Origin of the sequence: Halobaculum limi, assembly GCF_029490015.1 — an archaeon.
Taxonomy (GTDB): Archaea; Halobacteriota; Halobacteria; order Halobacteriales; family Haloferacaceae; genus Halobaculum; species Halobaculum limi.
The window spans coordinates 2,652,827-2,678,861 of the sequence record NZ_CP120468.1; the positions used below are offsets into that span (position 1 = coordinate 2,652,827).

General features: G+C 66.8%; 29 protein-coding genes and 2 tRNA genes. 11 read left to right on the plus strand and 20 right to left on the minus strand.

Annotation, left to right across the window (positions count from 1 at the left end):
* The first annotated feature begins 12 nt into the window (after positions 1-12).
* Positions 13-879, plus strand: coding sequence for a DUF7839 domain-containing protein (locus P0D77_RS13495; protein ID WP_277553620.1), 867 nt, complete (start codon positions 13-15; stop codon positions 877-879).
* A gap of 168 nt (positions 880-1,047) precedes the next feature.
* Here P0D77_RS13495 and P0D77_RS13500 read toward each other — a convergent pair whose 3' ends face one another.
* The 5 genes from P0D77_RS13500 to P0D77_RS13520 all read right to left on the minus strand — a co-directional run bounded on the left by P0D77_RS13500 (position 1,048) and on the right by P0D77_RS13520 (position 5,851).
* Positions 1,048-1,470: a VOC family protein gene (locus tag P0D77_RS13500; protein WP_277553621.1), complete on the minus strand. Its 423-nt coding sequence runs from the start codon at positions 1,468-1,470 to the stop codon at positions 1,048-1,050.
* A gap of 7 nt (positions 1,471-1,477) precedes the next feature.
* Entirely contained in the window at positions 1,478-2,269 is a 792-nt protein-coding gene (locus P0D77_RS13505; RefSeq protein ID WP_277553623.1) for an SDR family NAD(P)-dependent oxidoreductase, read from the minus strand.
* Between the two features lie 214 nt (positions 2,270-2,483).
* Positions 2,484-3,638: an acyl-CoA dehydrogenase family protein gene (locus P0D77_RS13510; RefSeq protein WP_277553624.1), complete on the minus strand. Its 1,155-nt coding sequence runs from the start codon at positions 3,636-3,638 to the stop codon at positions 2,484-2,486.
* A gap of 68 nt (positions 3,639-3,706) precedes the next feature.
* Positions 3,707-4,579 carry an alpha/beta fold hydrolase gene (locus tag P0D77_RS13515; RefSeq protein ID WP_277553625.1) on the minus strand — a complete coding sequence of 291 codons (873 nt, stop codon included), beginning with the start codon at positions 4,577-4,579 and terminating at the stop codon, positions 3,707-3,709.
* 57 nt (positions 4,580-4,636) lie between these two features.
* On the minus strand, positions 4,637-5,851 hold the full coding sequence (locus tag P0D77_RS13520) for an acyl-CoA dehydrogenase family protein (RefSeq protein WP_277553626.1): 1,215 nt from the start codon (positions 5,849-5,851) through the stop codon (positions 4,637-4,639).
* A 72-nt stretch (positions 5,852-5,923) separates the two neighbouring features.
* Here P0D77_RS13520 and P0D77_RS13525 point away from each other — a divergent pair, with 72 nt between their 5' ends.
* From P0D77_RS13525 to P0D77_RS13535, 3 genes are all read left to right on the plus strand, one after another.
* Positions 5,924-7,042, plus strand: a complete 1,119-nt coding sequence (locus P0D77_RS13525) for a phosphotransferase family protein (RefSeq protein WP_277553627.1) — start codon at positions 5,924-5,926, stop codon at positions 7,040-7,042.
* Between the two features lie 77 nt (positions 7,043-7,119).
* Positions 7,120-8,091 carry an alpha/beta fold hydrolase gene (locus P0D77_RS13530; RefSeq protein WP_277553629.1) on the plus strand — a complete coding sequence of 324 codons (972 nt, stop codon included), beginning with the start codon at positions 7,120-7,122 and terminating at the stop codon, positions 8,089-8,091.
* A 125-nt stretch (positions 8,092-8,216) separates the two neighbouring features.
* Positions 8,217-9,503: an MFS transporter gene (locus tag P0D77_RS13535; RefSeq protein WP_277555808.1), complete on the plus strand. Its 1,287-nt coding sequence runs from the start codon at positions 8,217-8,219 to the stop codon at positions 9,501-9,503.
* 43 nt (positions 9,504-9,546) lie between these two features.
* Here P0D77_RS13535 and P0D77_RS13540 read toward each other — a convergent pair whose 3' ends face one another.
* From P0D77_RS13540 to P0D77_RS13565, 6 genes are all read right to left on the minus strand, one after another.
* The gene (locus tag P0D77_RS13540) at positions 9,547-9,942 is read right to left on the minus strand and encodes a Zn-ribbon domain-containing OB-fold protein (protein WP_277553630.1); all 396 of its coding nucleotides are present in this window, start codon (positions 9,940-9,942) and stop codon (positions 9,547-9,549) included.
* On the minus strand, positions 9,939-11,105 hold the full coding sequence (locus P0D77_RS13545) for a thiolase domain-containing protein (protein ID WP_277553631.1): 1,167 nt from the start codon (positions 11,103-11,105) through the stop codon (positions 9,939-9,941). The genes P0D77_RS13540 and P0D77_RS13545 overlap by 4 nt, the downstream gene beginning before the upstream one ends.
* Positions 11,106-11,281: 176 nt before the next feature.
* Entirely contained in the window at positions 11,282-11,812 is a 531-nt protein-coding gene (locus tag P0D77_RS13550) for a 50S ribosomal protein L16 (protein ID WP_277553632.1), read from the minus strand.
* 93 nt (positions 11,813-11,905) lie between these two features.
* Positions 11,906-12,688: an endonuclease NucS gene (gene nucS, locus P0D77_RS13555; protein WP_277553633.1), complete on the minus strand. Its 783-nt coding sequence runs from the start codon at positions 12,686-12,688 to the stop codon at positions 11,906-11,908.
* A 197-nt stretch (positions 12,689-12,885) separates the two neighbouring features.
* Positions 12,886-13,080, minus strand: a complete 195-nt coding sequence (locus tag P0D77_RS13560; protein ID WP_277553634.1) for a cold-shock protein — start codon at positions 13,078-13,080, stop codon at positions 12,886-12,888.
* A 137-nt stretch (positions 13,081-13,217) separates the two neighbouring features.
* Positions 13,218-13,532 carry an EthD family reductase gene (locus tag P0D77_RS13565; protein WP_277553635.1) on the minus strand — a complete coding sequence of 105 codons (315 nt, stop codon included), beginning with the start codon at positions 13,530-13,532 and terminating at the stop codon, positions 13,218-13,220.
* A gap of 228 nt (positions 13,533-13,760) precedes the next feature.
* On the opposite strand from P0D77_RS13565, the gene P0D77_RS13570 reads away from it, so the two are divergent.
* Positions 13,761-14,768, plus strand: coding sequence for a polysaccharide deacetylase family protein (locus P0D77_RS13570; protein WP_277553636.1), 1,008 nt, complete (start codon positions 13,761-13,763; stop codon positions 14,766-14,768).
* Positions 14,765-15,553 carry a formyltransferase family protein gene (locus P0D77_RS13575; RefSeq protein WP_277553637.1) on the plus strand — a complete coding sequence of 263 codons (789 nt, stop codon included), beginning with the start codon at positions 14,765-14,767 and terminating at the stop codon, positions 15,551-15,553. Before P0D77_RS13570 ends, P0D77_RS13575 begins: the two co-directional genes overlap by 4 nt.
* Positions 15,554-15,748: 195 nt before the next feature.
* Here P0D77_RS13575 and P0D77_RS13580 read toward each other — a convergent pair.
* The 4 genes from P0D77_RS13580 to P0D77_RS13595 form a co-directional block, all read right to left on the minus strand.
* A tRNA-Phe gene (locus tag P0D77_RS13580) sits at positions 15,749-15,822 on the minus strand.
* A gap of 60 nt (positions 15,823-15,882) precedes the next feature.
* A complete protein-coding gene (locus P0D77_RS13585; RefSeq protein WP_277553638.1) occupies positions 15,883-16,488 on the minus strand; it encodes a hypothetical protein in 606 nt (201 codons plus the stop codon).
* 126 nt (positions 16,489-16,614) lie between these two features.
* Positions 16,615-16,929: a DUF1330 domain-containing protein gene (locus P0D77_RS13590; RefSeq protein WP_277553640.1), complete on the minus strand. Its 315-nt coding sequence runs from the start codon at positions 16,927-16,929 to the stop codon at positions 16,615-16,617.
* Positions 16,930-17,128: 199 nt separating this feature from the next.
* Positions 17,129-17,201, minus strand: a tRNA-Val gene (locus tag P0D77_RS13595).
* A 112-nt stretch (positions 17,202-17,313) separates the two neighbouring features.
* On the opposite strand from P0D77_RS13595, the gene P0D77_RS13600 reads away from it, so the two are divergent.
* The 3 genes from P0D77_RS13600 to P0D77_RS13610 all read left to right on the plus strand — a co-directional run bounded on the left by P0D77_RS13600 (position 17,314) and on the right by P0D77_RS13610 (position 21,469).
* On the plus strand, positions 17,314-17,814 hold the full coding sequence (locus tag P0D77_RS13600; protein WP_277553641.1) for a DUF192 domain-containing protein: 501 nt from the start codon (positions 17,314-17,316) through the stop codon (positions 17,812-17,814).
* Positions 17,815-17,916: 102 nt separating this feature from the next.
* Positions 17,917-19,854, plus strand: coding sequence for an ABC transporter ATP-binding protein (locus P0D77_RS13605; RefSeq protein ID WP_277553642.1), 1,938 nt, complete (start codon positions 17,917-17,919; stop codon positions 19,852-19,854).
* Positions 19,855-20,239: 385 nt separating this feature from the next.
* Complete coding sequence (locus tag P0D77_RS13610; protein WP_277553643.1) at positions 20,240-21,469, plus strand: phosphoglycerate kinase; 1,230 nt, start codon at positions 20,240-20,242, stop codon at positions 21,467-21,469.
* On the opposite strand, the gene P0D77_RS13615 is transcribed toward P0D77_RS13610, so the two are convergent.
* On the minus strand, positions 21,434-21,727 hold the full coding sequence (locus P0D77_RS13615; protein WP_277553644.1) for a hypothetical protein: 294 nt from the start codon (positions 21,725-21,727) through the stop codon (positions 21,434-21,436). The genes P0D77_RS13610 and P0D77_RS13615 overlap by 36 nt on opposite strands.
* 107 nt (positions 21,728-21,834) lie before the next feature.
* Between P0D77_RS13615 and P0D77_RS13620 the strand changes: the two genes are divergently transcribed.
* Positions 21,835-22,326, plus strand: coding sequence for a metallophosphoesterase (locus tag P0D77_RS13620; protein WP_277553645.1), 492 nt, complete (start codon positions 21,835-21,837; stop codon positions 22,324-22,326).
* A 38-nt stretch (positions 22,327-22,364) separates the two neighbouring features.
* Here P0D77_RS13620 and P0D77_RS13625 read toward each other — a convergent pair whose 3' ends face one another.
* Positions 22,365-23,435 (minus strand): type II glyceraldehyde-3-phosphate dehydrogenase, encoded by a 1,071-nt coding sequence (locus P0D77_RS13625; protein WP_277553646.1) that lies wholly within the window; start codon positions 23,433-23,435, stop codon positions 22,365-22,367.
* Positions 23,436-23,625: 190 nt separating this feature from the next.
* On the opposite strand from P0D77_RS13625, the gene P0D77_RS13630 reads away from it, so the two are divergent.
* Positions 23,626-24,573, plus strand: coding sequence for an aminopeptidase (locus tag P0D77_RS13630; protein WP_277553647.1), 948 nt, complete (start codon positions 23,626-23,628; stop codon positions 24,571-24,573).
* 36 nt (positions 24,574-24,609) lie between these two features.
* On the opposite strand, the gene P0D77_RS13635 is transcribed toward P0D77_RS13630, so the two are convergent.
* The 3 genes from P0D77_RS13635 to P0D77_RS13645 form a co-directional block, all read right to left on the minus strand.
* Complete coding sequence (locus P0D77_RS13635) at positions 24,610-25,056, minus strand: DUF6653 family protein (RefSeq protein ID WP_277553648.1); 447 nt, start codon at positions 25,054-25,056, stop codon at positions 24,610-24,612.
* A gap of 60 nt (positions 25,057-25,116) precedes the next feature.
* The gene (locus P0D77_RS13640) at positions 25,117-25,740 is read right to left on the minus strand and encodes a DUF7504 family protein (RefSeq protein WP_277553649.1); all 624 of its coding nucleotides are present in this window, start codon (positions 25,738-25,740) and stop codon (positions 25,117-25,119) included.
* An 89-nt stretch (positions 25,741-25,829) separates the two neighbouring features.
* Entirely contained in the window at positions 25,830-25,967 is a 138-nt protein-coding gene (locus P0D77_RS13645; RefSeq protein ID WP_277553650.1) for a hypothetical protein, read from the minus strand.
* Between the last annotated feature and the right edge of the window lie 68 nt (positions 25,968-26,035).

Below are 26,035 nucleotides of genomic sequence, written 5' to 3' on the forward strand. Positions count from 1 at the left end.
CGAGGATCAACCGTGACTGACGACGGGACGGGCGACGGCGCGGATCTGGGCGTCCTCCGCCACAAGGGCGAGGCGACTCGCTATCGAATCCTCGTCGAGATCGCAGAACGGCAACCGGCCGTGAGCCAACGCGAAATCGCCGAGGCCATCGGCATCACCGCGCAGGCCGTCTCCGAACACCTCGGCGACCTCGCGGACGGCGGCTACGTCGACCGCGAAGGACGCGGACGCTATCGCGTCACCAAGGAGGGTGTCGACTGGCTCATCTCCCGGACCGACGAACTCCGCGAGTACCTCGACCACGTCGCCGGCGACGTCCTCGGCGATGTCGAGGTGGAGACAGCGCTCGCCGACGGCACCATCGCCGAGGGCGACCGGGTCGCCCTCTCGATGCGGGAGGGCGTCCTCCACGCGACCGTCGTCGACACGGATGCGGACGACGCCCTCGACACGGACGACGGTGGCGCGACCGCAGTGGCCGTCACCGACGCAGACGACGGTGACGACGTCGGCGTCGCGGAGTTCCAGGGCGTCGTCGACTACGACTTAGGCACCGTGACCGCCGTCGTCGTCCCCTCCGTGCGCGAGGGGGGAAGCGGGGCCATCGACCACGACACACTGGCGTCGCTCGCGGGCGACGTGGATCTGGTCGTGGCCACGGGCACCGAGGCACTCGCAGCGGTGCGGCGAATCGACCGAGAACCGGACGTCCGATTCGGCACGGTCGACGCCGTCAGCGAAGCGGCGATGCGTGGCCTCGACGTCCTCCTCGTCGCCGTCGCGGGCGACCTCTCCGCGCACACTGACGGCCTCCGCGAGACGGCCGTCTCCTACGAGGTGGTCGACGCGAGTCCCGACGGGTCGAGCGACGCGATGTAGTTGTTTTCACATTTGATACTCGGAGACGAACGTTGAAGAGCGGCGAGTGTGATCTGCGGGTATGACCACCGAGACGGCCGATCGTGTCAGACTCGGCTTGGCGACCGCGGCGGTGTTCGCTGTGACCGCGTTCGCGGCGCTCATCCTCGCGAGCATCGCCATCTGAGCCTACTCCGTCGGCGCGACCACTTCCACTTTCACGGTCTCGGGAGCCTCACAGTAGAGGGCGTAGTACCCTCCGGCGTACGGGTGTCGATCCTCGTATAATAGCGACGCGTCGGTACGGTCGCGGACCGCGGCCGTCAGCCGGTCCACCTGCTCGCGCGAGGCGGCGTGGAAGGCGAGGTGGTTGAGCCCAGGGGCGTCACGGTCGAACTCCCGCCCTTCGGACGTCGCACGCTTCAGTACCACGTACGTCGGTCCGTGCTCCCACGAACGGCCGCCGTCCCAGCGGTTCTTTCGCTCGTATCCGAGTTCGCCGAGCAGCCAGTCCCAGAACGGCACGGCGGCGTCGAGGTCGGCCGTCGTCAGTTCGAGGTGGTGGAGCCGTCCGGCTCGGTCCGGGTCGGCGTGGTCGAAGTCGCCCGTCACGGCCGGCTTACTGACTCGGCAGTTCCTCACCCTGCGGTACGCCCTGTGCGACGAGCGTCTCGCCGGTGACGTAGGAGGCGGCGTCGCTGGCGAGGAACCGCGCCACGTCGGCTATCTCTTCGCTCGTCCCGATGCGGCGGTCCACGTCGTCGCGGTCGATGCCCTCCGCGGAGACGCCCATCTGCTGTTCGACGCCCGGCGTCGCGACGAACCCCGGCGCGATGCAGTTGACGCGTACATCCTTGCCGGCCCACTCCAACGCGAGTGTCTCGGTGAGGTTGATGACGCCCGCCTTCGCCGCGCCGTAGTGACTCATATACTGAGCGGCGCGTTGGCCGGCGACGCTCGCGAGGTTGACGACGACGCCGCCGCCCGCGAGGTGTTCGCCGGCGGCCTGCGTGCAGTGGTAGGTTCCGTGGAGGTTGATGTCGACGACCCGCTCCCAGCCGTTCTCGGAGATGTCGTCGAAGCCAGCCATGAACGACGCGCCCGCGTTGTTCACGAGGACGTCGACGCCGCCGAACTCCTCGACGGTCGCCTCGAACAGGGCGTCGACGGCGTCGCGGTCGGTCACGTCGCACTCGACGGCGAGACAGCGACCGTGGTCGTCGCTCCCCTCGGCGGCGTCGTTGATGGCCTCGGCGACAGGGTCGACGTTCTCCTGTTCGCGCGAGCAGACCACCACGTCCGCGCCGTCGGCGGCGAACTCCTCGGCGATAGCGCGACCGATCCCACTCGAAGAGCCGGTGATCACGGCCGTCTGTCCGGACAGCGAGAATCGGTCGGCGAGGTCGCTCACGCCGACCACCCCGCGAGTGTAGCGGTCGCAGCAGTCGCGGCGGCAGTCGTACCTCGGAAACGAGTCGGTGACGTGAGTCGCGTTCGGTCTGTCATCGACAGAGACTGACGGCTCGGGTAACATCAATCACGGGGGCGAACGACCGCGGGACGGCGGTGGTGGCCGACGCTCCCCGCGTCAGCGACGTCGACGGCGGGCGACAGCCGTCGCTCGCTCAGCGCCCGAACACCTGATCCGCGATGATGTTCTTCTGAATCTCGGAGGTACCCTCGTAGATTTTCGTGATCCGCGCGTCGCGATAGAACCGCTCTGCGGGGTGGTCGGTGACGAACCCGGCGCCGCCGTGGACCTGGATCCCCTCGTCGGCGACCTCGACGGCGTGTTCGGAGGCGAACAGTTTCGCCATCGACGCGAACTTCGCGGCACGCTGGTCGTCACCACCCTCGTCGACGACGGTGGCCGCGCGGTACGTCAGCGACCGGGCCGCCTCCACGTCGGTCGCCATCTCCGCGACTTTGTGCGAGACGGCCTGGTACTCGCTGATCGGTTTGCCGCCTTGTTCACGCTCCTCGGCGTACTCGCGGGCGGCGTCGAGTGCGCCCTGTGCCGCGCCGACCGCCTGCGCGGCGACGGAGGTGCGCCCCTCCGCGAAAAAGGCCATCAACTGGTAGAAGCCCTGGTCGACTCCACCGATGACGTGGTCCTCGGGCACGCGCACGTCGTCGAGTTTGATCTCCGCGAGATCCGACGCCCGGATGCCGAGTTTGTTGTCGATCTTCGTCGGCGAGAAGCCCTCGCGGTCCGTCTCGATGAGGAACGCGGTGATCCCACGGTGGCGTTCGCCGGGGGAGGTCTTCGCCATCACGACCGCCACGTCCGCGATAGTGCCGTTCGTGATCCACATCTTGTCGCCGTTGAGCACCCACTCGCCGGTCTCCTCGTCTTGCTCGGCGCGTGTCTCGATCCCCGCCACATCCGACCCGTGTGCGGGCTCAGAGATACACGAACACGTCGCGGCGTCGCCGGCGGCGACCGGCGGGAGCCACTCCTCTTTCATCCACTCGTCGCCGAACTGCTCGATCATCGACGTGCCGAACCCACGGGATCCGATGGCGCTCCCGATGCCGGGGTCCGCGCGCCACAGTTCCTCCGTGACGACCGCCGCCGTCAGCAGGTCCATCCCCGCGCCGCCGTACTCCTCGGGGATGGTCGGCGCGACCAGGTCGTATCGGGCGGCCTGTTCGACGAGGTCGTGGGGATAGCGGTGGTGTTCGTCGTGTTCGCGTGCGACCGGGCGAATCTCGTTCTCGCCGAACTCCCGCACCACGTCTCGGATCGCCTCCTGTTCGTCGGTCAGTTGAAAGGACATACCCAGTGCGTGTGAGTGACACACTATAGACGTACCGCCGGATCGCAGTCACCGAGACCGATCCCGAACTACTCCGTAAGGAAGTCTCGGGCGCTCTCGCGGTACGCCGCGGTGCGGTCGTGAGTCACCCAATGGTACGCCTCCTCCAGCGGCCGCACTGTCACGTCGCCAGCGACGGCGTCGGCGAGTCGGTCGGCGTTCGCGACTGGCTGAAGCACGTCGTCTGCGCCCCACAGACACAGCGTCTCGGCGGTGATCGCGTCGTAGTCGATGCTCGTCGTGTCGTTCGTGTTCGTCGCGACCGCGGCCCGTGCGAGCGCCGTCCGCCCGCCCTCGCGTTTCCACGGCGCCTTCATCCCCGCGACGAACGCGGGGTCCGCCTCTCCGTACGCGCCCTCCGCGAACAGGAAGTCGAGTTGTTCCTCGAACTCCGCGTCGTCCCACCCCTCGACGACGCCTGGCACGCCGAGGGAGTTGACGTACTCGACGGGCCAGGAGTCGAAGCACGCGGCGTTCGAGAGCACGAGTTTCCGGACCATCGCGGGTCGGGCCGCCGCGTAGCGGAGGGCGACGCCGCCGCCGATGTCGTGGGCGACGAGGTCGACCTTGTCGACCCCGCGGTCGGCGATCAGATCCGCGAGCACCGCCGTTTGCGCGCGCACCGAGCGGTCGAAGTCGTCCGTCCGCTGGGAGTTGCCGTAGCCGGGGAGGTCTGGCGCGACGACGTGGCGGTCCTCGGCTATCGCCGGCGCGATACCCCGCCAGAGGAACGACCACGTCGGGATGCCGTGGAGGAACACGACCGGCGGGCCGTCGTTGTCCGCTCCCGCTTCGTAGTACGCTACCGTGAGGTCGCGGCCGTCGACGGTCACAGTGGTCTCCACTTGCGCGTCACTCCACGTCTCGTGATCCGCGTCGAGCGTGATGCCGGGGTCGGCCATACCGTCCGGTTACGGCGTGGCTCCAAAAATCGAGGGGCGCTCGGCCCGTAACGGGGATTACTCGCCGTAGCGCGTCACGCTCGCCAGTTCCGACTCGTCGACGTCGTCGAAGGCGTCGCGGGCGATGACGCGCCGGTGGACCTCGTCGGCGCCGTCGATGATGCGGAACTGCCGGACGGCCTCGTAGAAGTCCGCGATGGGGAGGTCCTTCCCGATGCCGTTGCCGCCGCACAGTTGGAGGCACTCGTCGACGATGTCTTGGACGGCGTTGGCGGCGAACGTCTTGCTCATCGACACCTGCACGCGGGCCTCCTCGCCCGCGTCGATGCGGTCGGCGGCGTCGCGCACCATCGTCCGCACGGCGTGCAGATCCGTCTCGCAGTCGGCGATACGGTGGCGCACGGCCTGCTTGTCGGCGATGGGGCCGCCGAACGACTGGCGCTCGCTGGTGTAGGCTTTCGCCACGCTGAGCGCCCGTTCGGCCATCCCCGCGAAGCGCATACAGTGAGTGAGGCGGGCGGGGCCGAGGCGCTGTTGGGCGTGGGCGAACCCGCGATTCAGGTCGCCGAGGAGGTTCTCCTCTGGCACGCGAACGCCGTCGTACTTGATCTCGGCGTGGCCCACGCCAGTCACCTTCCCGCCGACGTGAGGGATGTCACGGACGATTTCGACGCCCGGCGTGTCCGCGGGGACGAGGAACAACGACGTCCCCTCGTAGGGGTGAGCGTCGGTGTCGGTTCGGGCCATCACGATGAGGACGTCGGCCTCGGTCCCGCCAGTCGTCCACCACTTGTGGCCGTCGATGACCCACTCGTCGCCGTCCTTCTCGGCGGTTGATTCGATCATCTTCGGGTCGGAGCCGCCACCCTGCATCGGTTCGGTCATCGAGAAGCCCGAAGATATCTCGCCGGCGACGAGGGGGCGGAGCCAGCGCTCCTTCTGGTCGGCCGTCCCGAGCATCTCCAGCGTGTGCATGTTCCCCTCGTCGGGCGCGTCGACGCGGCAGGCGGCCGCACCCAACAGCGAGCGTCCCGCCTGCTCGAACATCGGGAGGACGTCGCGAAAGTCCATCCCCATCCCACCCCACTCCTCGGCTATCTGCGGGCAGAACACGTCGTACTCGCGGGCCGACTCGCGGAGGGAAGCCAGTTGCGCGTCGCTCACGGGGCCGTCGCCGAGCACCTCCCGTTCGACGGGGACGACCTCCTCGTCGACGAACTCCCTCGTCCGTTCGGCGAGCGCTCGCGCCGCCTCGCTGTCGTCGTATTCCATACCCGTGCCTTCGACGGGCGGGACAAAACAGTACCCCCGGCGCTTTTCGTCGGGGGTGTGCAAGCGGCTGGCATGACCGACCACGACGACGCCGGCGGCGACGAGTCGACCGACGAGACGGCCGACGGAGAAGCCTATATCGACCGCCTCGTCAACCCCGACCGCCTCCAAGAGTACCTCGCCGCCGAACTCGGCCCCGCCGACGACTTCGACGTGCGCCGACACCCGGAGGGGCACTCCAACGAGACGCTGTTCGTCACCTACGGCGGCCGCGAACTAGTCGTCCGTCGGCCGCCACCGGGTGAGACCGCAGAGACGGCCCACGACGTGTTACGCGAGTATCGCGTGATGGACGCGCTTCAGGGGACGCCGGTCCCACTTCCCGAGACGGTCCTCGCGTGCGACGACCACGACGTGTTGGGCGCGGACTTCTACGTGATGGGCCGCGTCGACGGCGACGTCCTCCGCTCGGCTGAGCCGGAGCGGTTCGCCGTCCCGGACCACCGCCAGCAGGTCGGCGAGGAACTGGTCGACACGCTCGCGGCGATTCACGGCGTCGACTACGAGGGGGTCGGCCTCGCAGAGTTCGGCCGGCCAGAAGGCTTCACGGAGCGACAGGTCGGTCGCTGGGCCAAGCAGTTCCAGTGGGCGTTCGAGGTGACCAGCGAGGAGCGCACGGTCCCCGAAATCGCCGAGGTGACCGAGTGGCTCCAAGAGCACGTCCCCGCAGACCACGACCAAACGCTCGTCCACGGCGACTACAAACTCGACAACGTGCAGTTCGCGCCGGGGACGCCGCCGGAACTCGTCGCCGTCTTCGACTGGGAGTTGGCGGCGCTGGGCGACCCGCTCACCGACCTGGGCTGGATGCTGTCGTTCTGGCGCGACCCCGGCGACCCCGAACCCGCGACGCCGGAACTCACCTCGCAGTTTATGGAACAGGAGGGGTACCCGAGTCGCCGCGAGTTGGTCGACCGCTACGAGGCGGCGACCGGGCGGACCTACGACGAGCAAGACGACCGTTTCTACCGGACGCTCGCGGTGTACAAACTCGCGGCGCTCGGCGAGATGTTCTACCGGCGGTATCTGGAGGGCAACAGCGACGACCCGCTGTACCCGACGATGGAGACGCGCGTCCCGGCGTTGGCACAGCGCTGCCTCCGGATCATCGACGGCGAGGAACCGCTGTAACGAGGGACGACCGCCCGTGTTCCCTGCTGACACGTGTCGGCACGCGAACTAAGTTCTCCGCGAACGTATCACGGCGTATGACTCTCAGATCGAAGTTCACGTCGACGCTGAAGTACGCCGCGCTGGGTGCGGGGCTGACAGTCGCTGCGACCCGAGCGCTCCGCACGAAAGCCGGTGAACTCGAACCGCCGCTGGAGGGCGTGCAGGGCACGTTCCGCTGGCGCGGGATGGATATCGCGTACACGGAGGCCGGCGACGAGGACGCACAGACGCTCGTCCTCCTCCACGGCATCAACGCCGCTGGCTCTGCCGGTGAGTGGCGCGAGGTGTTCGCCGGCCTCTCGAAACAGTACCACGTCGTCGCGCCCGACCTCCCCGGATTCGGGCGCTCCGACCGTCCGCCGCTTCGCTACTCGGCGGCGCTGTACGAAGACTTCGTGCGCGACTTCCTCGGGGAGTTGGAGTCGCCACACGTCGTCGCCTCGTCGCTGACGAGTGCGTACGTCGTCGGCGTCGCCAGCGACCTCGACCTTGGAGAACTGACGCTCGTGTGCCCGACCGCCGTCGCCGGACCGGAACCACCGAAGACGGCGCTGCGAGAACTCGTCCGCGCACCCGTCGTCGGCGACGCCGTCTTCGGCCTGCTCACCTCGAAGCCGTCCATCGACTACTTCAACGCCGACCACGGCTACTGGGACCCCGCGAAAGCCGGCGAAGACTGGCCCGACTACGAGTGGCGGACGACCCACCAAGCGGGCGCACGCTTCGCACCCGCGTCGTTCATTTCGGGGTACTTGAACAGCGACGTGGACCTCGGGAGCGCACTCGCGGCCCTCGACGTGCCGACGACTATCGTGTGGGGCCGCGAGGCGGACCTCCCGGCGCTGTCGGAGGGCCGTGACCTCGCGGACGCCGCCGGGTGTGAGTTGGTCGTCTTCGACGACGCGATGCTGTTGCCCCACGTCGAGTTCGGCGAGCAGTTCGTCGCCGTCATCGGCGGTGACCGCCCGACCGGGTCTGTGACTGTCGAACAAGAAGAGAGCGAGTAACCTCGCCGCCAGGGAGTCGACGCCGCTCGCGGTCTGAATATATACTTCGCGCACGGTAACGCGCTCCAGAAGTTCCGAGGCCCCCGAGTTGATACCGGCGGGCCGCGTGGCTAGCGTGAATGGCGATCCGGTCCCAACTCGACGCCAGGATCCTCTCGCTGGCCATCGCGCGGATGGTCAGCGCGCTGGCGAACTCGTTTCTCGTGGTCGTCCTCCCGCTGTACATCGGCAGTCAGGCGGTGACGATGCCGTCGGTCACCGGGTCCACCGTCGGCGTGTTCGGGGTTGGGATCGACGTCACCGTCGAGTTGCTCATCGCAATTGTCCTCTCGCTGTTCGGCTTCCTCAACAGTTTCAGTCAGCCGTTCACCGGGTCGCTCTCGGACCGAACGGGCCGGCGGAAGGTGTTCCTCCTGATCGGTCTCGCACTCGTCGCCACGGGGAGTGCGGGCTATCTGGTGTTCACCGACTACTACCTCGTACTCGCGATGCGGGGCCTCCAAGGGATCGGTGCGGCGTTCTCAATCCCGATCACGGTCGCGCTGGTGAACGAACTCTCGGTCGACGGCGAACGAGGCGGCAACTTCGGGTTGTTCAACACCTTCCGACTGATCGGCTTCGGGGTCGGACCGCTGATCGCTGGCGTCGTCATCGCGGGCGGGCCGTACGTCGTCGCGGGCGTCGACGTGACGGGCTTCGACGCGTCGTTTCTCGTCGCCGTCGTCGGCGCGGCGATCAGTTTCGCGCTGATCACGGTGCTCATCAGCGATCCGGAGCGCAGCGAGGAGTCGGCGAGCAAGGACATCTCGATCCGGGTCGTCGGCGAGGACGGCGGCCTCGATCCGGTGTTCGCGCTGGGACTGGCGACCATCGTGATGGCGCTGTCTATCGCCATCTACGCGCCGCTGGCGAACGTGATCAACGCCCGCCTCGACCAGGGGAGTTTCCTCTACTCGGTGCAGTTCGGCGCGACGGTCCTCGCGAACGTGTTCTTCCAACTGCCGATCGGACGGCTGAGCGATCGGTACGGCCGCCGACCGTTTCTCCTCGGTGGTTTCGTCCTCCTCGTTCCGGCGACGCTCGCGCAGGGGTTCATCACCGACTCGTACCTGATGGTCGTCGCACGGTTCGTCCAGGGCGTCGCGGTGGCCGCAGTGTTCGCGCCGTCGCTGGCGCTCGCGGGCGACCTCGCGAAGGAGGGTGCCTCTGGATCGACGCTCTCGCTGTTGACGATGGGTTTCGGCCTCGGCGTCGCCGTCGGGACGCTGCTGTCGGGCTTCCTCGTCGCGTTCGGCTTCGCGGTCCCGTTCGTGGCCGCGGCCGTCGGCGGCGTCGTCGGACTCGGCTTAGTCGTCACGCAGGTGTCGGAACCGAACACGGGTTCCGCGTCGCCAACGCCGTCGGACGACTGAGCGCCATCCGGAGGTTCCGGCGTCGCGACTGAGAGCGACCGGGTTACGCCGGGCGGAACACGACCAGTCGCTTTCCTGTCGCCGAGTTCTCTTCTACGTCCGGCACGAGCGACGTTCCAATCTCGATTTCGTCGGCCGACAGGTCGCGAACGATCCCCGTCAGTCGAACCGGGCCGAAGTCGACGACCGCCGTGACGTACGGCGGGTCGACACCGAACCCCGACGGCGCGACGTGAATCTCGGAGAACGTCGCCACCGACCCAGTGTCGGGGAGCGACTGCTGGTCGAGGTCGCGGCCGCCACACTCGGGGCAGACACGCCGCGGCGGCAGCGACCCGTGGCCGTTCTCGCACTCAAAGTAGTAGCCGCCCTCGGCGAGTGAGTCGGCCCACTCGTCGTACCCCGTGTCCGCCGGGAGGTCGGGGTCGGCGTCGCTCATTCTGCCACCTCCAACACGTGGACGACCGCACTCGCGACCGTCCCGCCCGCGTTGTGGGTGAGGCCGATCTGTGCGTCGGACACCGCGTCGCTGTTGGGGTGGTCGCCGCGGAGGAGTCGCGTCATCTCGGCAATCTGAGAGCCGCCGGTCGCGCCGACCGGGTGGCCCTTCGCCTTCAGACCTCCCGAGAGGTTCACCGGGAGGTCGCCGTCGCGCGTGGTGTCGCCGCGGCGGGCCGCGCCGATACCCTCACCGGGGTCGAAGAAGCCCAGCGACTCCAGCGCCAACACCTCCGCGATGGTGAAGCAGTCGTGGACCTCCGCTACCTCCACGTCGTCGCTCGTGATGCCGGCGTCGGCGTACGCCTCCTCTGCGGCGTCGGTCGCGGCGGGCGTGCGGGCCATATCGGCGCGGTCCTGCAACGCCGCGCGGTCGCCGCCCTGTCCGGTCCCGGTGATGGAGACGGACGCGTCGAGGTCGTGCTTCTCGGCGTACTCCTCGGAGACGAGGACGAGGGCGCTCGCGCCGTCGGTGATGGGGCACGCGTCGAACAGGTGCAGCGGCGACGCCACCTCGGGAGAGTCGAGCGCCTGTTCGACCGTGATCTCACGCTGGTACTGCGCGTAGTCGTTGGGCACGGCGTTGGCGTGGTTCTTCACCGCGATGTGGGCCAGATCCTCGCGGTCGCCGCCGTACTCGTCGAAGTACGCCCGTGCCATCAGCGCGTACGCACCCGGGAAGGTGACGCCCGCGCGAACCTCGAACAGTTCGTCGGCCGCGACCGCTAGGGACTCGGTCACCTCGCCTGTCGAGAGGTTCGTCATCCGCTCCATCCCGCCGGCGAGCATCACGTCGTTCTCGCCCGATCGGATGGCCCGAACTGCCTCCCGAACCGCGACACCTGCAGACGCGCACGCCTCCTCGTAGCGCGTGCCCGAACACCGCAGGCCGGCCGCCTCCGTCATCACCGGCGCTTGGTGGCCCTGTCGCTCCGCGAGTGCACCCATAAAGTTCCCGTAGTTGAGGTGCTCGACCTCGTCGCCCGACACGCCCGCGTCGTCTATCGCCGCGAGCGCCGCCTCCGCGAACAGGTCTCTGCCCGTCCGTCCGTCGTGTGCACCGAACGGCGTGAGGCCGACACCCGCGACCCGTACGTCAGTCATACAGCGACGATGCTCGCTCGTCGGAGAAATGCCTGCCGGAGTTTTCCGCTGTCAGCGCTCCACGACCGGATATTTACTCGAATACGTGTTAGCGGCGTCGGCGTCGCGGGCGACGACGCCGTCGCTGGTGAGCGTGAAAACGGTGAGAAGCCCGGCCGATCCGGGGTCGCCGGTGATTACCGGACGAGCAGGTCCTCGCCTTTCTCCACGACGATGCGGAACGGCGGGGACATCTTGTTGTACGCGCGGCGGAACGCCTCCTTCACGGCGTCGGCCTGGTCGACGTCGACGTAGGCCGTGAACACGGTAGCGCCGGCGTTCATCCGTGCGGCGGTGCCGACGGGCTTGCCGAACGCCTGGCGCATCCCGTCGGAGACACGGTCTGCACCCGCACCGGTCGCCTGCTTGTTCTCGCGCAGGATCTGGTGGGGGAACTTCCGCAGGACCATCTTGTAGTTACCCTCGCCGAGTTCACGGATGAGGTGACGGTTGGCCGACAGACGCGCCGACTCCAGCGAGCCGTGACGGATCTGGACGTCCTCTTCCGTGACCAGCGAGATGTGGACGGGGTAGTCGTCGGGACCCGTGGTGAGGTCGCCCATGTTGTGCTGTGCGATCTTCGATCCCGGAATACCGGTGACGTAGTCCCGTCGCGTGTACGACGGCTTGTCGATCTTCCGGTACATGGAGGCCGGTTTGTCAGACATGGTTACTTGTCCGAGTCGACGGCGGTGGCGTGGTTAAAGCCTACGTTTCGCCGTCCCGGCGTGTGTCGGCACCCACGCCCGGCGCATCGAGGGTCACGTCCCGTCGTCGTCGGCCATCTCTGTGTCTGTCGTCGACGATCGCTCCCCGTCGACCGGGTCGCTCGGCGGGTCGGCAGCGACGTGTTCGAGACCCTCCTGAGCCAACAGGTCACGAGCGCGGTCGGTCACCGACGGCGCGAGCAACACGCCGCGAACGGTCGTCCCGTCGGGCTCCTCGCGTTCGATCGCAGCGACGTAGCGGGCGAGTTGCCCCACCGCGTCGGGGCCGACGCGCCTGCGCTTCAGTTCGACGACGACCGGGCGACCCTCGTCGTCGCGGCCAAACACGTCGATTGGGCCGGCCTCCGACTCGCGTTCGGTCGCCAACGGCTCGAACCCCGGTTCGACGACCGCGGGGTCCGCGAGGACCCGGTCTTTCAGGTCGGCCTCGCTGCCGACCACCGCGACGTCGCGCCCGCCGGTGACACCGTAGGCGGCGAACTGTTCGACCTCGGAGAAGCGCACGTCGAGCGTCTCCGCGGGCGAGGTGCGCACGCTTCGGATCCGGAGACGCCCGTCGCGGACGGCCGCGCGGTGTTCACACCCCGGTGGCTGCCAGTTCACCGGCGTCCGTCCCTCGTCGGTGTGGACGAGCGCCGATCCGTCCGGCTTCAACACCACCAGTCGCGCGCCGGGGCTGAGCGACGAGGCCGCCCGACCGTCGTACTCGACCGTACAGGTGCCGAACACGGTGACGAGGTCGCCTCGCTCGAACGCCGCCTCCAGTTCCCACAGCGCCTCGCGGTGTGCGGGTCGATGGAGCGTCGTCGCGGTCACGGGTGTCGCCTCCGGTGCCGAGTCACAGCAGAAGGGTCGGTGGCGACGCGAATAAGCGCCGCGGCGACGCGGTGGCGTGTAGGGAGCCATCGCTGGCGCTCGCGAGCGACCGCCCGCCGGAATCGACGGGGCAGCGGCTCGTCGGTGTGAAAAACGGTGAAAACTGCGGTTCGGTCTGCGACCGTGTCGTCGGAACCTTACAGGCGCTGCAGGTTCTTCGCGCGGGGGCCTTTCTCGGCCTCCTCGATGTCGAACTCGACCTCCTGACCCTCTTCGAGGTCGGGGCCGCCAACGTCCTCCATGTGGAAGAAGACGTCCTCGTCCGCGTCGTCAGTCTCGATGAAACCGTAGCCGCCAGTGTCGTTGAAGAAGTCGACCTTCCCTTTCGCCATACACCCACCGAGCGGAGGACGACGGATAACCCTTCCGAGTCGGGACTCTGCGTGTGAACGATCCACGCAACGCCGAAGGAACAGCCACGCTGGCCCGTGAATCCGCCGATCTTGCGGGATCAGTTGCCTGCCACAGGTCACTCAACGACGACGTGTTCTTCTTGGACGACACGTTCGGCAGCGTCCATATCGGCGAATTCGGCGGCATCGGCCGTCACCTCGCGCCCCAACTCCGACTCGAACGCCTCGGACATCGTCTCGCCGTCGGGAAAGTGCAGTTCCGCGATGGCGTCGTACGACGCCGACGCCGGGTCTGCGGGGAACGATACGGTGTACCGCTCAAGTCCCGGCAGGTCGGCCGCGAGCGGCGCGTGTTCGGACAGGTAGTACGTCTTGAACTCCTCGAACGAGGTGCCTTCCGCACGCCGAAGCGTGATCGCGAGTTTCGTCATCGGAGTCGGATGCTTCCCCGACTGGCGTGATAAGCGTTCGTGCGATCCATCCCGAATCCGTCGATCTCGCTCCTGTTTGGACGGTGCAGTAGTACGTTCGTACTGTCCCGAGACGCCTCGAACGCGGTGACTACTCCAGTGGCCCGGGCGTCGCGTCGTGGCTCGACAGTCACTGAACGTCGGTATGCACTGTATACTAATCAGACACTTTGCTGTACGACTGGTAACTTGAACCTCAGTTCGCTACGCGGCTCCCCCGAGTCACAGGCACACAACGGCGAGACGGCACCACAGGACGAGGCGGGCACGCTGACCATCAGTATGGAAGTCGAGTTGGGGTGGGGCGTCCACGACCAGGGGACGTACGCGCACCTGTCGCGCGACGGCGTCGCCGAGCGACAGTATCTCGACACACTCCTCGCGAAAGCCGACCAGTGCGGCGTGCCCATCACGTTCGACATCGTCGGCCATCTCCTCCTCGAGGAGTGTGACGGCTTCCACCCGGGGCCGTACGCCGATGGCTGGTTCGACGCCGACCCCGGGACCGACTTCTCACGTCACCCCTTGTTCTACGCGCCCGACGCCGCGGAGGCTATTCTCGACACCGAGGTGGGCCACGAACTGTGCACGCACACGTTCTCACACGTCCTGTGCGGGCAGGTTCCCCGACCGGTCGTCGACGAGGAACTCGCCACGTCGCTCGCGCTTCACGAGGAGTTGGGCGTCACCGTCCGCTCGATCGTCCCGCCGCGCCACTCGCGCCCACCGAACGACCTCCTCGCGGACCACGGCATCAACGTCGCACGCTACGCGATTCCGACGAGCGGACACGGTCGACTCCGCCGCTTCCGTGAACTCACCGTCGGGCCACATCCGCTGTGGCATCCCCGCGTCGTCGACGACGTCGTCGAGACGTACTGTACGACGTATCCGTCGCTGACGGCGTCGTCGCTCCCGTCGGGACAGTCGGCGACGCCACGGCTGTTCCGTCCGCTTCCCCTCGAAATCAGGAAGAAGATTCACCTCAACTACCTCCAGCGAAGCACCGAGCGTGCGATTCGCACCGGCGTTCCGCTCCACCTCTGGTGTCACCTCTACGACCTCAGTAACGAACACCAGTGGGACGTGCTCTCGGAGTACTTCGAGTACCTCGCGACGGTTCCCGAGGAAGACCTCCAGATTCGGACGATGGAGTCGCTCGCGACCGAACCACTCCAGGCCCTCACGAACGGATGAAGGTGTGTCTCCTCGTCGACGGGGACACGATCAGTGAGTGGCAGGCGAACGCCCTCAGACACCTCCTCGACAACACCAATTCGGAGGTGACAGCGCTCGTGTACGACGAACACGAGCGTTCGCGGACGTACGCCGAGACGCTGAAGCGGGCACTCAAACTCCGAGAGTGGGCGCCCATCGCCGTCCTCAACAGGACCGTCGCCGGACCGATTCCGCACCACGACCCGGTGCCGCTGTCGAATCTCATCGAGATGGACGCGGTCGAACACCATCACGTCGACCCGAAGATCATCGACGGGTGGAAACAAGAGATACCGGAGGACGTGGCTGCTGCTGTCGGTGCGAGCGCGGACATCGGGATCCGGTTCGGCTTCGGCTTCATCGTCGGACCGATACTCTCGGCGTTCGAGCACGGCGTCCTCAGCTATCATCACGGCGACCTCCGCGAGTATCGCGGCCAGCCGATGGGGTTCTGGGAGTTCGTCAACGGTGAGGACACCGCGGGCGTCACCGTCCAACAGATCACCGAACATCTCGACGCCGGACGCATCGCAGCGCTCAAGCAGGTCGACATCTCCGGCGAACACACCTGGGAAGGCGTCAAGCGACGGCTGCTCGACGAGTCTGCGGATATGCTGACGACGGCCGTCCGGGCCGCGGCGGCCGGGACGATCCGTGAACCGGAGTCGCTCGGGCCGCTGTACAGCCATCCCACTGGCCGCCCCGTCGCGACGTTCGCCGCCCGCAACGCGGTCGGGCACGTCAAGGAAGCGATCAAGACGTGACGTGAGCGAGCCGAGCGCGTCGCTCCACTCGTCGGTTTGAAATCACAGAAGTGCCGCCTCCCGGATTTGAACTTCCGAAAGACTCGCTGGCGCTCGTCTTTCGACTTCCCACTCGCTTCGCTCGCGGGAACGGGGACAGCTCGATCTTCAGTCGAGTACGAGCGCTCTCCGAATGGGAACCGTGTAGAAGTGGGATGCCGCCTCCCGGATTTGAACCGGGGACAGCTCGATCTTCAGTCGAGTGCTCTCCCAGTCTGAGCTAAGGCGGCGCACTTCGATGAACCCCGGCTGTATGAAAAAGCGTTTCGAATCGCCGCGCCCGCTGGCGGTCAGCGAACGTCGCGCTGCTCTCTGTACGTGATCGTCACGTTGTCGGATTCGACGGTGGTGACGATGGTGATCCAGCCGTCGTTCTGTTGGACCTGGTACGCCTCGGCGTACGAGAGGTCGACGCGACTCGTCTCCGTCACCGACCCGCCGGCCTCGACGGTGCCCACGTCGCGTTTGCCCTCCCATATCTGGGCGCTGGAGTCGGTGGAGTTGCCCGCGTAGATGCGGGTGAAGACGGTGACGCCCGTCGCCGTCTCGTTACGGTTGTTGTCGAGGCTGACAGTCACGTCGCGGCAGGTCTGCCCACACTGCTCGATAGACTGGATGGCGAACGTGTACGGCGGGATCGACTGCGTGTCGCCGCTGTCACTATCGCCGGAATCGCCGCTCGATCCGCCACCATCACCACCGCTCGACTCGGCTGACCCGCCGGACTCGTCGACACCGTACACGGTCCCTGTCGACCGAGGCGTCTCAGTCACCGGGTTGGAGTCGCCGCCACCGATGTCGCCGAAGGGACCGATCCCCTGGACGAACGCCGCCGCGCCGCCGACCGCGACGACGACGATCAACGCCAGTACCGCGGCAATCCGTTTCGCACTCATCGACATCCCCCTCGCTGAACAGACTCGTGCATCGGACGGACGGACAGTGTAGTGGGACGCGTAAAAGGTGATGTGGCCGTTTACCGCCGTAAACCCCAGTTAACTCGGATTCGTTGGTCGCATCGGCTATGATGACGAATCGTCGAACGACGGTACGAGTGCGATGTTGCTGAACGCGGCCGCCTCGTGACGCACTCCGACGACTTCGCCGTACTCCTCGTCTTCGAAGAAGTCGGTCGCGTCGGTGGCTGACGGAAACTCGATAACGACCGTCCAGTTGCCGTCCCACTCGCCCTCCAAAACTTCCGCCTCGTCGGCCCCGACGAGGAGACTCCCCCCGTGCGCTTCGATACGGTCGATTGTCGTCGGGAGATACTCCTCCTGATACGCCTCCCGGTCGTCGACCTGTACCTGCGCGATGACGTACACTGTCTCGTCCATATCGGGTCGTGTTTTGTGGGCGACAACATAACTGTGCGTACGGGCCGACGGCAACCGCTCGTCGTTCCACTCCTCGCGATGGCAACGTCAGAAGTGGGCTCGGGCGGATTTGAACTACGGTCGTTCCGCTCGCGTCACACCCTGCTTCAGAATCCGCCTCACAGAACACCTCGCGCCTCGCATCGCTCGGTCACTCGGATGGGCTCGGGCGGATTTGAACCACCGGTCTCTTCCTTGTAAGGGAAGCGTCATAACCACTAGACTACGAGCCCGCACCGTCTCGTTCCGGTCGCGGTCGAATAACGCTTCCCTTTCGATTCGTTCGGCCCGCCCACCGATGGCCTGCCCGACACGTTTTCCCACACAGACCGCGAATTGCGGACGATGGCTCCTGCTCGCTCACGTCTGCTCCTCGTCGTCGCCGTCGTCGGGATGCTCGTGCTCACTGGCTGTCTCGGGACGCTCACGAGCGCCGCCAACGACGGCGAGTACGAGCGAACCACCGTCACCGTCGTCGACGAGGGAGGGACCGAACTGGGCACGGCAGACGTGCGCGTGGCCGACACGTACGCGAAACGGTATACGGGCCTCTCTGACACCGAGTCGCTCGGGCCGAACGAGGGAATGCTGTTCGTCCACGACAGCGAAGGCGAGTACGCGTACGTGATGCGGGACATGGACTTCCCCATCGATATAGTGTTCATCGCCGCCAACGGCACCGTCACTCGCATCCACAACGCCGAACTGCCGCCGGAGGGAACGAGCGAGTCGGACTTACAGCGGTACCGTGGAACCGGGAGATACGTCCTCGAAGTGCCGTACCAGTGGACCAATCGGACTGGCGTCAGCGTCGGCGACACCGTGGAGATAGCCGGCGACTACTGACGTCTGCGACGGCCGGGCGGGAGGCGACCCGGAGACGGACGAATCCGGGGTGTTTCGATTCGAAGCGAACCGTTTAGGGGCTTGGTATCACTCTACTGGGTAATGAGTCATCCATCGGACGAGGACGACCCCTTCGAGGATATCCGTGAAAAAACGGAGAATCCGATGAAGCGGCTGTTCTCGGAGTACGGGTTTCCGAACGCCCGGTTCTTCGGTCTCGGGTTCTTCGGGAGCGTCGCGGCGCGGATTCTCGATCTGTTGCCGCCACTCCTCCTCGGTCTCGCTATCGACGCCATCTTCCGCAACGACCGACCGTTCGATCTGCCGTTAGTCCCGCAAGGGCTACTCCCGGCGGAGCCACGCGGCCAGTTCGTGTTCAGTATCGGCGTCATCGCGTTCGCCTTCTTCGGCGGGTCGGTGTTCCACTGGATCCGGAACTTCGGCTGGAACTCCTTCGCGCAGAACATCCAACACGACATCCGGACAGACACCTACGACAAGATGCAGCGGCTGAACATGGACTTCTTCGCCGAGAAACAGACCGGCGAGATGATGTCCGTGCTCTCGAACGACGTGAACCGACTGGAGCGGTTCCTCAACGACGGGATGAACTCCGCGTTCCGTCTGTCGGTGATGGTGCTCGGCATCGCGAGCATTATGTTCTGGCTGAACCCGCGATTGGCACTCATCTCGCTGCTTCCCGTACCCGTCATCGCGGTGACGACGTGGAAGTTCATCGACGTCATCCAGCCGAAGTACGCCGACGTGCGCAAGACGGTCGGCCACCTCAACTCGCGGCTGGAGAACAACCTCGGCGGCATCAAGGTCATCAAGACGTTCAACACCGAGGGCTTCGAGTCCGAGCGCGTCGACGACGTCTCTACCGACTACTACGACGCCAACTGGGACGCCATCACCACCCGGATCAAGTTCTTCCCTGCGCTTCGCGTCATCGCGGGCGTCGGCTTCGTCATCACGTTCGGCGTCGGCGGGTTCTGGGTGCTCGGGGACGCCCCGCTGTGGCTGACGGGCGGGAACGCGCTCACCGTCGGGACGTTCACGACGTTCATCCTCTACACCCAGCGGTTCATCTGGCCGATGGCGCAGTTTGGCTCCATCATCAATATGTACCAGCGCGCACGCGCCTCCAGCGCCCGCCTGTTCGGCCTGATGGACACCCCCTCGCGCATCGTCGAGGACCCCGCCGCCGAGGACCTCGTCGTCGACGACGGCGAGGTCGTCTACGACGACGTGACGTTCAGTTACGACGACGAGGAGGTCATCGTCGACGACATCACCTTCGACGTCGACGGCGGCGAGACGCTCGCGCTCGTCGGCCCCACCGGCGCAGGGAAGTCGACCGTCCTCAAACTCCTCTTGCGGATGTACGACGTCGACGACGGGAGCATCGAGATCGACGGCCAGGACATCCGCGACGTGACGATTCCGAGCCTCCGACAGTCGCTCGGCTACGTGAGTCAGGACACGTTCATGTTCTACGGGACGGTCCGCGACAACATCGCCTACGGCACCTTCGACGCGGACGACGACGAAATCGTCGAGGCGGCGAAGGCGGCGGAGGCGCACAAGTTCATTCAGAACCTGCCCGAAGGGTACGACACCGAGATCGGTGAGCGCGGCGTGAAACTCTCGGGCGGACAGCGCCAACGGCTCTCCATCGCCCGTGCGATCCTCAAGGATCCGGAGATCCTCGTCCTCGACGAGGCGACCTCCGACGTGGACACGGAGACGGAGATGCTCATCCAGCGCTCCATCGACCGCCTGACCGAAGACCGCACGACGTTCGCCATCGCCCACCGTCTGTCGACGATCAAGGACGCAGACCAGATCGTCGTGCTCGAAGACGGACGGATCGCCGAACGCGGCTCCCACGAGGACCTCCTGGGCGAGGACGGCCTCTACGCGCACCTGTGGGGCGTCCAAGCTGGTGAGATCGACGAACTCCCGCAGGAGTTCATCGACCGCGCAGCGCGGCGTGCTTCGCGCACCGAGGCGGAAGCGGAAGCAAGCGACGACTAACGCGAGGGCGAGCGCAGCGAGCCCTCAGATGACCGGCGGCGAGATCCCCGTGCCGAGCCGCCAACAAACCAGGCGAAGCCGACTTCGTCGGCTCTGCAAGCGGCGGAGCGGTCTTCGGGCCGCTCCACCCACGAACAACGCGAGGACGAGGAAGAAACGAGTCCGCGACCCACTGCGAACCTTCTTCAACGAGACCGAACCAGCGAGCCTGATGCACTGACAGCCACGGCGCGTCGGGCAGCGGGTGTGCGGCCCGACGACGCGCCGCCGAGGGTCGACTCCGCGACGCTCACGCCCCGAGCACGGCCGCCTGTTCGCCCGGGCCGAGCGGTGGCGCTGTGGCATCCGCGCCTTCTAAGTTCGTCACCGCCGACGCCACGGATGTATGCCTTCCTTCCGCACCATCGACGACCTCCCCGCCGAGCAGCGCGTACTCGTCCGTCTCGACCTCAACTCGCCGGTCGAAGACGGCGTCGTGCAGGACAACCGCCGGTTCTCTCGTCACGCAGAGACGGTCGCAGACCTCGCGAATGCGGGTCACCGCGTCGTGCTGATGGCCCACCAGGGTCGCCCCGGCCGAGACACGTTCGTCTCGCTGGAGCAACACGCCGACATCCTCGCCGACCACGCGGGCGTGGACGTGGACTTCGTCCTGGACACGTTCGGTGAGGACGCGATCTCGGCCATCCGCGCGCTGGACGCGGGTGACGTCCTCCTCCTGGAGAACACCCGGATGACCGACGACGAGTTACCCGAGAAGGACCCGGAGGAACACGCCGCCAGCGACTTCGTCGAGACGCTCGCACCGGAGTTCGACGCCTACGTGAACGACGCGTACTCGGCGGCTCACCGGAAGCACGCCTCGTTAGTCGGCTTCCCGCTTCGCCTCCCGGGGTACGCGGGGCGCGTGATGGCGACGGAGTACGAGGCGAACACTGCCATCGCCGACCGCGAGTTCGACGGAAACGTGACGATGGTCGTCGGCGGGACGAAAGCCACCGACGTCATCGGCGTGATGGAGGCGCTCGACGAGAAGGTGGACCAGTTCTTGCTGGGCGGCGTCGCCGGCGAACTGTTCCTCCGCGCGGCCGGATACCCGGTCGGCGAGGATGTCGAGACCGACCTGTTCGACGAGCAGTGGGCGGCCAACGAGGAGACGATTCGCTCGGTGCTCGAACAGCGTCGTGATCAGGTGACGCTCGCTACGGACCTCGCGTACGAGGACCCCGACGGCGACCGCGGTGAGGTCGCAGTCGACGATGTCACCGAGAAGACGCAGTCGTTCCTCGACGTCGGCACCGAGACGGTCGAGACGTACGCGCCGATTATCCGCGACTCTGAGGCGGTGTTCGTGAAAGGCGCGCTCGGCGTGTTCGAGGACGAACGGTTCAGCGTCGGCACCGTCGGCGTGTTGGAGGCCATCGCCGAGACAGACTGCTTCTCCGTCGTCGGCGGCGGCGACACCTCTCGCGCGATCACGATGTACGGGATGGACGAGGCCGACTTCTCCCACGTCTCTATCGCCGGCGGCGCGTACATCCGCGCGCTCACCGGCGAACCGCTCCCGGCCGTCGAACTGTTAGTACGGAGTGCGGAAGACGGGGCTGCTCGCTAGCGCGTCCGACTCTTCCGTCTCGTCATCGTCACCGTTGGCACTGTCGTCGTCATCACTGCTCACACTCCGAGGCGACCGGTCCGTGTCGTCGACCGCGAGCGCGATGCCGTTCAAGAGGCCGTACCCGACGAGCCACGCGCCCGGAAACGTCGTCACCGCCGCGGCGAGGAACTCGCCCGAGACGAGCGCGTACGCGATACCGTACACTGCGACCGTCGCGCCAACTGCGACGTAGAGGGGATGCCTGAGGAGGACCATACGGCCGAGGCCGTCGCCCGGCCGCTTGAAACACCCGGTCGGTCACGTCACCACAGGGTTGCGCGGGTGGGCCGGGGCTTCAAGCCGCGAGCAACCGAACGGCGGGTATGCTCGTCGGCGTCGTCTCCGACACCCACGACAACGCACAGTACGTCGAGAACGCGGTCGGCGTGTTCACCGACCGCGCCGTCGACGCGGTTATCCACTGCGGCGACATCGTCGCGCCCTTCTCCGCGACGCCGTTCGACGGGGACTGGGAGTTCCACGCTGTCCGCGGCAACAACGACGGCGAGTGGGCACTCGCTGACACCGTCGAGTCGTTCGGCACCTACCACGGCGAGTTCGCGGACCTGACGCTCGACGGAGCCGAGTTCGCCGTCTATCACGGCACGAGTGAACCCATCGTCGACGCACTCCTCGCGAGCGGCGCGTACGACTACGTCTGTCGCGGGCACACCCACGAACGAGTCAACGAGGAACGCGAGGAGACGGTCCACCTCAACCCCGGCGGGGTACCGATTCCCGGCCGTGAGGAGGAGCCTGCGGCGTTCGTCGTCGACACGGCGAGCGAGGAAGTCACCGTCCACGACTTGGGCTGAGAAGGTGAGCGCTGCGGGCGCGGAGGGAGTTCTTCGCGTCAGTCGTCGGTGCGGGGGACCACCCGCTGACGCTGTCCGTCGAACAGCGACTCAAGGCCGACGCCGAGCGTCTCGTCGGTCGTCGCCATACTCGTCTCGCGGTCCTCCCAGTCGAGGAGTGCGCGAATCGCGTCGATGTTCTCCGGGATGACGTCGGACTCCTGGTGGATGGACTGGAACAGATAGAGGTCGCGGCCCTCCATCGAGACGGAGTCCTCCCAGATGCAGTTCTCCCAGAGGTCGCCCCGTGGCCGGCCGGTGTCCATCGCGAACTCCTTGAGTTTCCCCGTCCCGTCGATGCCTGTCTCTTCGGGCACGAGGAACAGGCGAGACTCGTTCGCGAGCAACTGGCGCACCTCGGCGGCGGTCGGGTCCGCCTCCAGCGTGATGTTGACCGAGTGGAGGTGCATCAGCGTCGCGGGCACCTTCACACCCAGCGTGTCGATGTCGACGTCGGGGAAGATGGTGTTCACGTCGGGGCCGTGGTGGGAGGGCACCGAGACGGGGTCGGGGAGGATGTCGTTGATGGGACCGCGTGAGGTCTGGCCGGGGTCGCCGCCGCGTCGGACGAGCGTGACGCGAGCCTTCTCGACGCCGTACTCCTCCGTCAGCGGAGCGAGGAGCCGTGAGAGTCCGGTCGTGTTACACGAGACGACGCGGGCGGTTCGAACGTCCGTCGGGCGCGCGAGGTCGTAGTTCGAGCGGGCGTTGAAACTCACGTCGGCGACGTCTGCGTCTTCTCCTCCCTGGAAGATGGCGGGCGTGTCGTAGCGTTCGTACAGTTCGCGGTTGGCCGCACCGATGCCGGAGGGCGTCGTGTCGACGATGACGTCCGCGGTCATCACCATATCCTCGACTTCGCCGGCGAGGTCGATGCCCGACTCGTGGAAGCGGTCGGCGCGTTCGGGGATGGCCGCGTACAGCGGGTACCCCTTCCGGACGGCCGCCTCCGCCTCGTAGTTCGGCTGAGTCTTCGCCACGCCGATCAGTTTCATATCGGGCTGTGCGGCCACCGCGTCGGCGACGCGCTTCCCAATCGTGCCGTAGCCGTTGACGCCCACCTGAATCATTGCCGATTCATCCTTCGTGGTGGGGGTTAATCGTTACGACATCACTAATCCGAAAACAACTACAGAGCGAGTAAGAACGCCGATTTCGGCAGATTCTCGCGATCAGGGATTCCTCGCCGCGGCAGGGGCCGATGAACGCCCGAGCGACCGCTCCGACAGGCCCAAACCGAGGGCCCGCACAGACGTGTGTATGGACGACGACCTTCGAGCGGCCGCGGAGACGGCGATCCACCAGTGTCTCGACCTCGCGAGCGACGAGTCGCTGGCGGTCGTCACCGACGACAAGCGCGTCGACATCGGCGAGGCCCTCTACGAGGTGGCTAGCGAGGTGACGAGCGACGCGAGCATCGTCCGCTACCCGCCGGCGGCCCAACACGGCGAAGAACCGCCCGCGCCGGTCGCAGCGGCGATGCGCGAGGCCGACGCCTTCCTCGCGCCGACGACGAAGAGCCTGAGCCACACTCGCGCCCGCGGCGACGCCACCGATGCCGGGGCACGCGGTGCGACCCTGCCGGGCATCACCCGCGACGTGTTCCTCACGGGTCTCGATGCCGACTACGAGGCTATCGCTCAGCACTGCGCCGACGTGCGCGCACAGGTCGACGACGCCGACGAGATTCGCGTGACCACCGACGCGGGCACGGACATCACGTTCGAACCTGGCTCGCGTGAGTTCCTCTCGGATACCGGCGACGTGAGCGACGCAGGGTCGTTCTCGAACCTCCCCGCTGGCGAGGTGTTCGTCAGCCCCGAGAACGCGAACGGCACCTACGTCGTCGACGGGACGATGATGCCGTACGGCCGCCTCGACGGCCAGGAACTCCGCTTCGAGGTCGAAGACGGCTTCGTCACCGACATCTCCGACGACGAGGTGCGCGAACAGGTCGAGACCGCCGCCGAGGAGGTCGGTGAGGACGCGTACAACCTCGCGGAACTGGGCATCGGGACGAACGTCGGCGTCACCGAACTGGTCGGGTCGGTCCTCCTCGACGAGAAGGCCGCCGGCACCGTCCACATCGCCATCGGCGACGACGCGGGCATCGGCGGCGACACCGACGCACCCCTCCACCTCGACGGCATCGTCACCGACCCGACGGTGTACGCAGACGGCGAGGAAGTGACGCTGCCACAGCCCTGAATCGGGCGCACGGAGGACGAGAACGGGACCGGCTGGTTACTCGCTCGCTGCGGCCGCGGCCGCACGCCGTTCGAGCCCCCACACGAACGCGACTTTCAACGTCATCGACACCGCACCCGCCAGGGCCGCCCGAACCGGCCGGCGGCGGTACGCCGCATACAGCGCGTACGCCGTGACGGGACCGGCGAGCGTGTTCAGCCGGTGCCACGACCCCGCCGTCACCTCGCCGCGAAGCCACGCGCGTTCGGCGTCGACGACGCGCGTCATCCACGCGGGGCCTGTGTCGCTCTCGCGGTCGACGCGGGGGAACGCGACGGGGTTGACGAGAATCCACCCGAGCGTCACTGCGAGCAGTCGACGGTCCCGCGTGTACGTCGCCACGAGGAGAAGCGGGACCGACAGGAACCGCGACCACCCGCTCTTGGGGTTGGCGTGTCGCTCCCAAAAGATGTCGAGGTCCGCGAACCGCCGTGTGAGTGTCATACGGGCGAGAACTCTGAGGGAGCTAATAAATCGTCGGGCGGGGGGCAGGCGGCCCTCCGCTCAGCCGACGTGTTTCACGGCGTCGAACAGGCCCTGCACGGTGGAGACGGTCTGGTCGTCGTGGGCCTTCGGGTCGATGTAGAACTGCGCTCGTGCACCGGCGCGGTGGACGCCCGCGACGAGGATGTGGAGGAAGCGGTACGCCTCCTCTAGGTCGACGTACTGCAACAGGGCGGTGACGGAGTCGAACGTCACGAAGAGGTTCCCGTGGTTGCGTGCCTCCTGTAGCGCGTCCTGCCACTTCATACACAGGCCGGTGAGGTCCTTCGGGTGTGCCGACTCTGCCGCGAACGACCCGCCGTCGGCGGCGACCCGCGGACCGGGCGCCTCGCCCGTGCCGGAGGCGTCGACGACCATATGACACGGCGGTGCGCCGACGTCCGACCGCCAGCGTTCGTGCATCGTCACCGGGTCCGTCTGGTACGTGAACTCGACCACCGTCGGGTGGGCGACAAAACTGCTCACGGCCTGTCGCTTGAGCGCCGTCCGTCGCTGTGCCCCCGGCGGTGTCAACACGAGTTCCGCCTTCGACGAGAGACTTCGCTCGGCGTCGTCGGCAGTCGACAGCTCGCTCAGCGACTCCGTGTGGGTCCCCACCCCGTTTTCTGTCCCGCTCCCGCTCATTGTCGTCCGATACGACGACGAAGCTGTATTAATACCTCGCGGCCGAATTCTCAGCCTTCGTAACGGGTGGCGTGGTCTCGTCGGCCGACCTACACGGTGAGGATACCGATCAGCACCATCAGCGCCAAGAACCCGACTGACCCCAAGAGCACCACGAGGATCAGTCGACGGAGGAACGGCGGGAACACCGACAGGTCGGGGACCACCGGGCGACTGTTGGAGTCCATACGCGGAGGTTTCGCTCCCGCGGCAAGTGTCTTGTCGCGATCCACTGACCGCCCCGCGCCCGCAACGA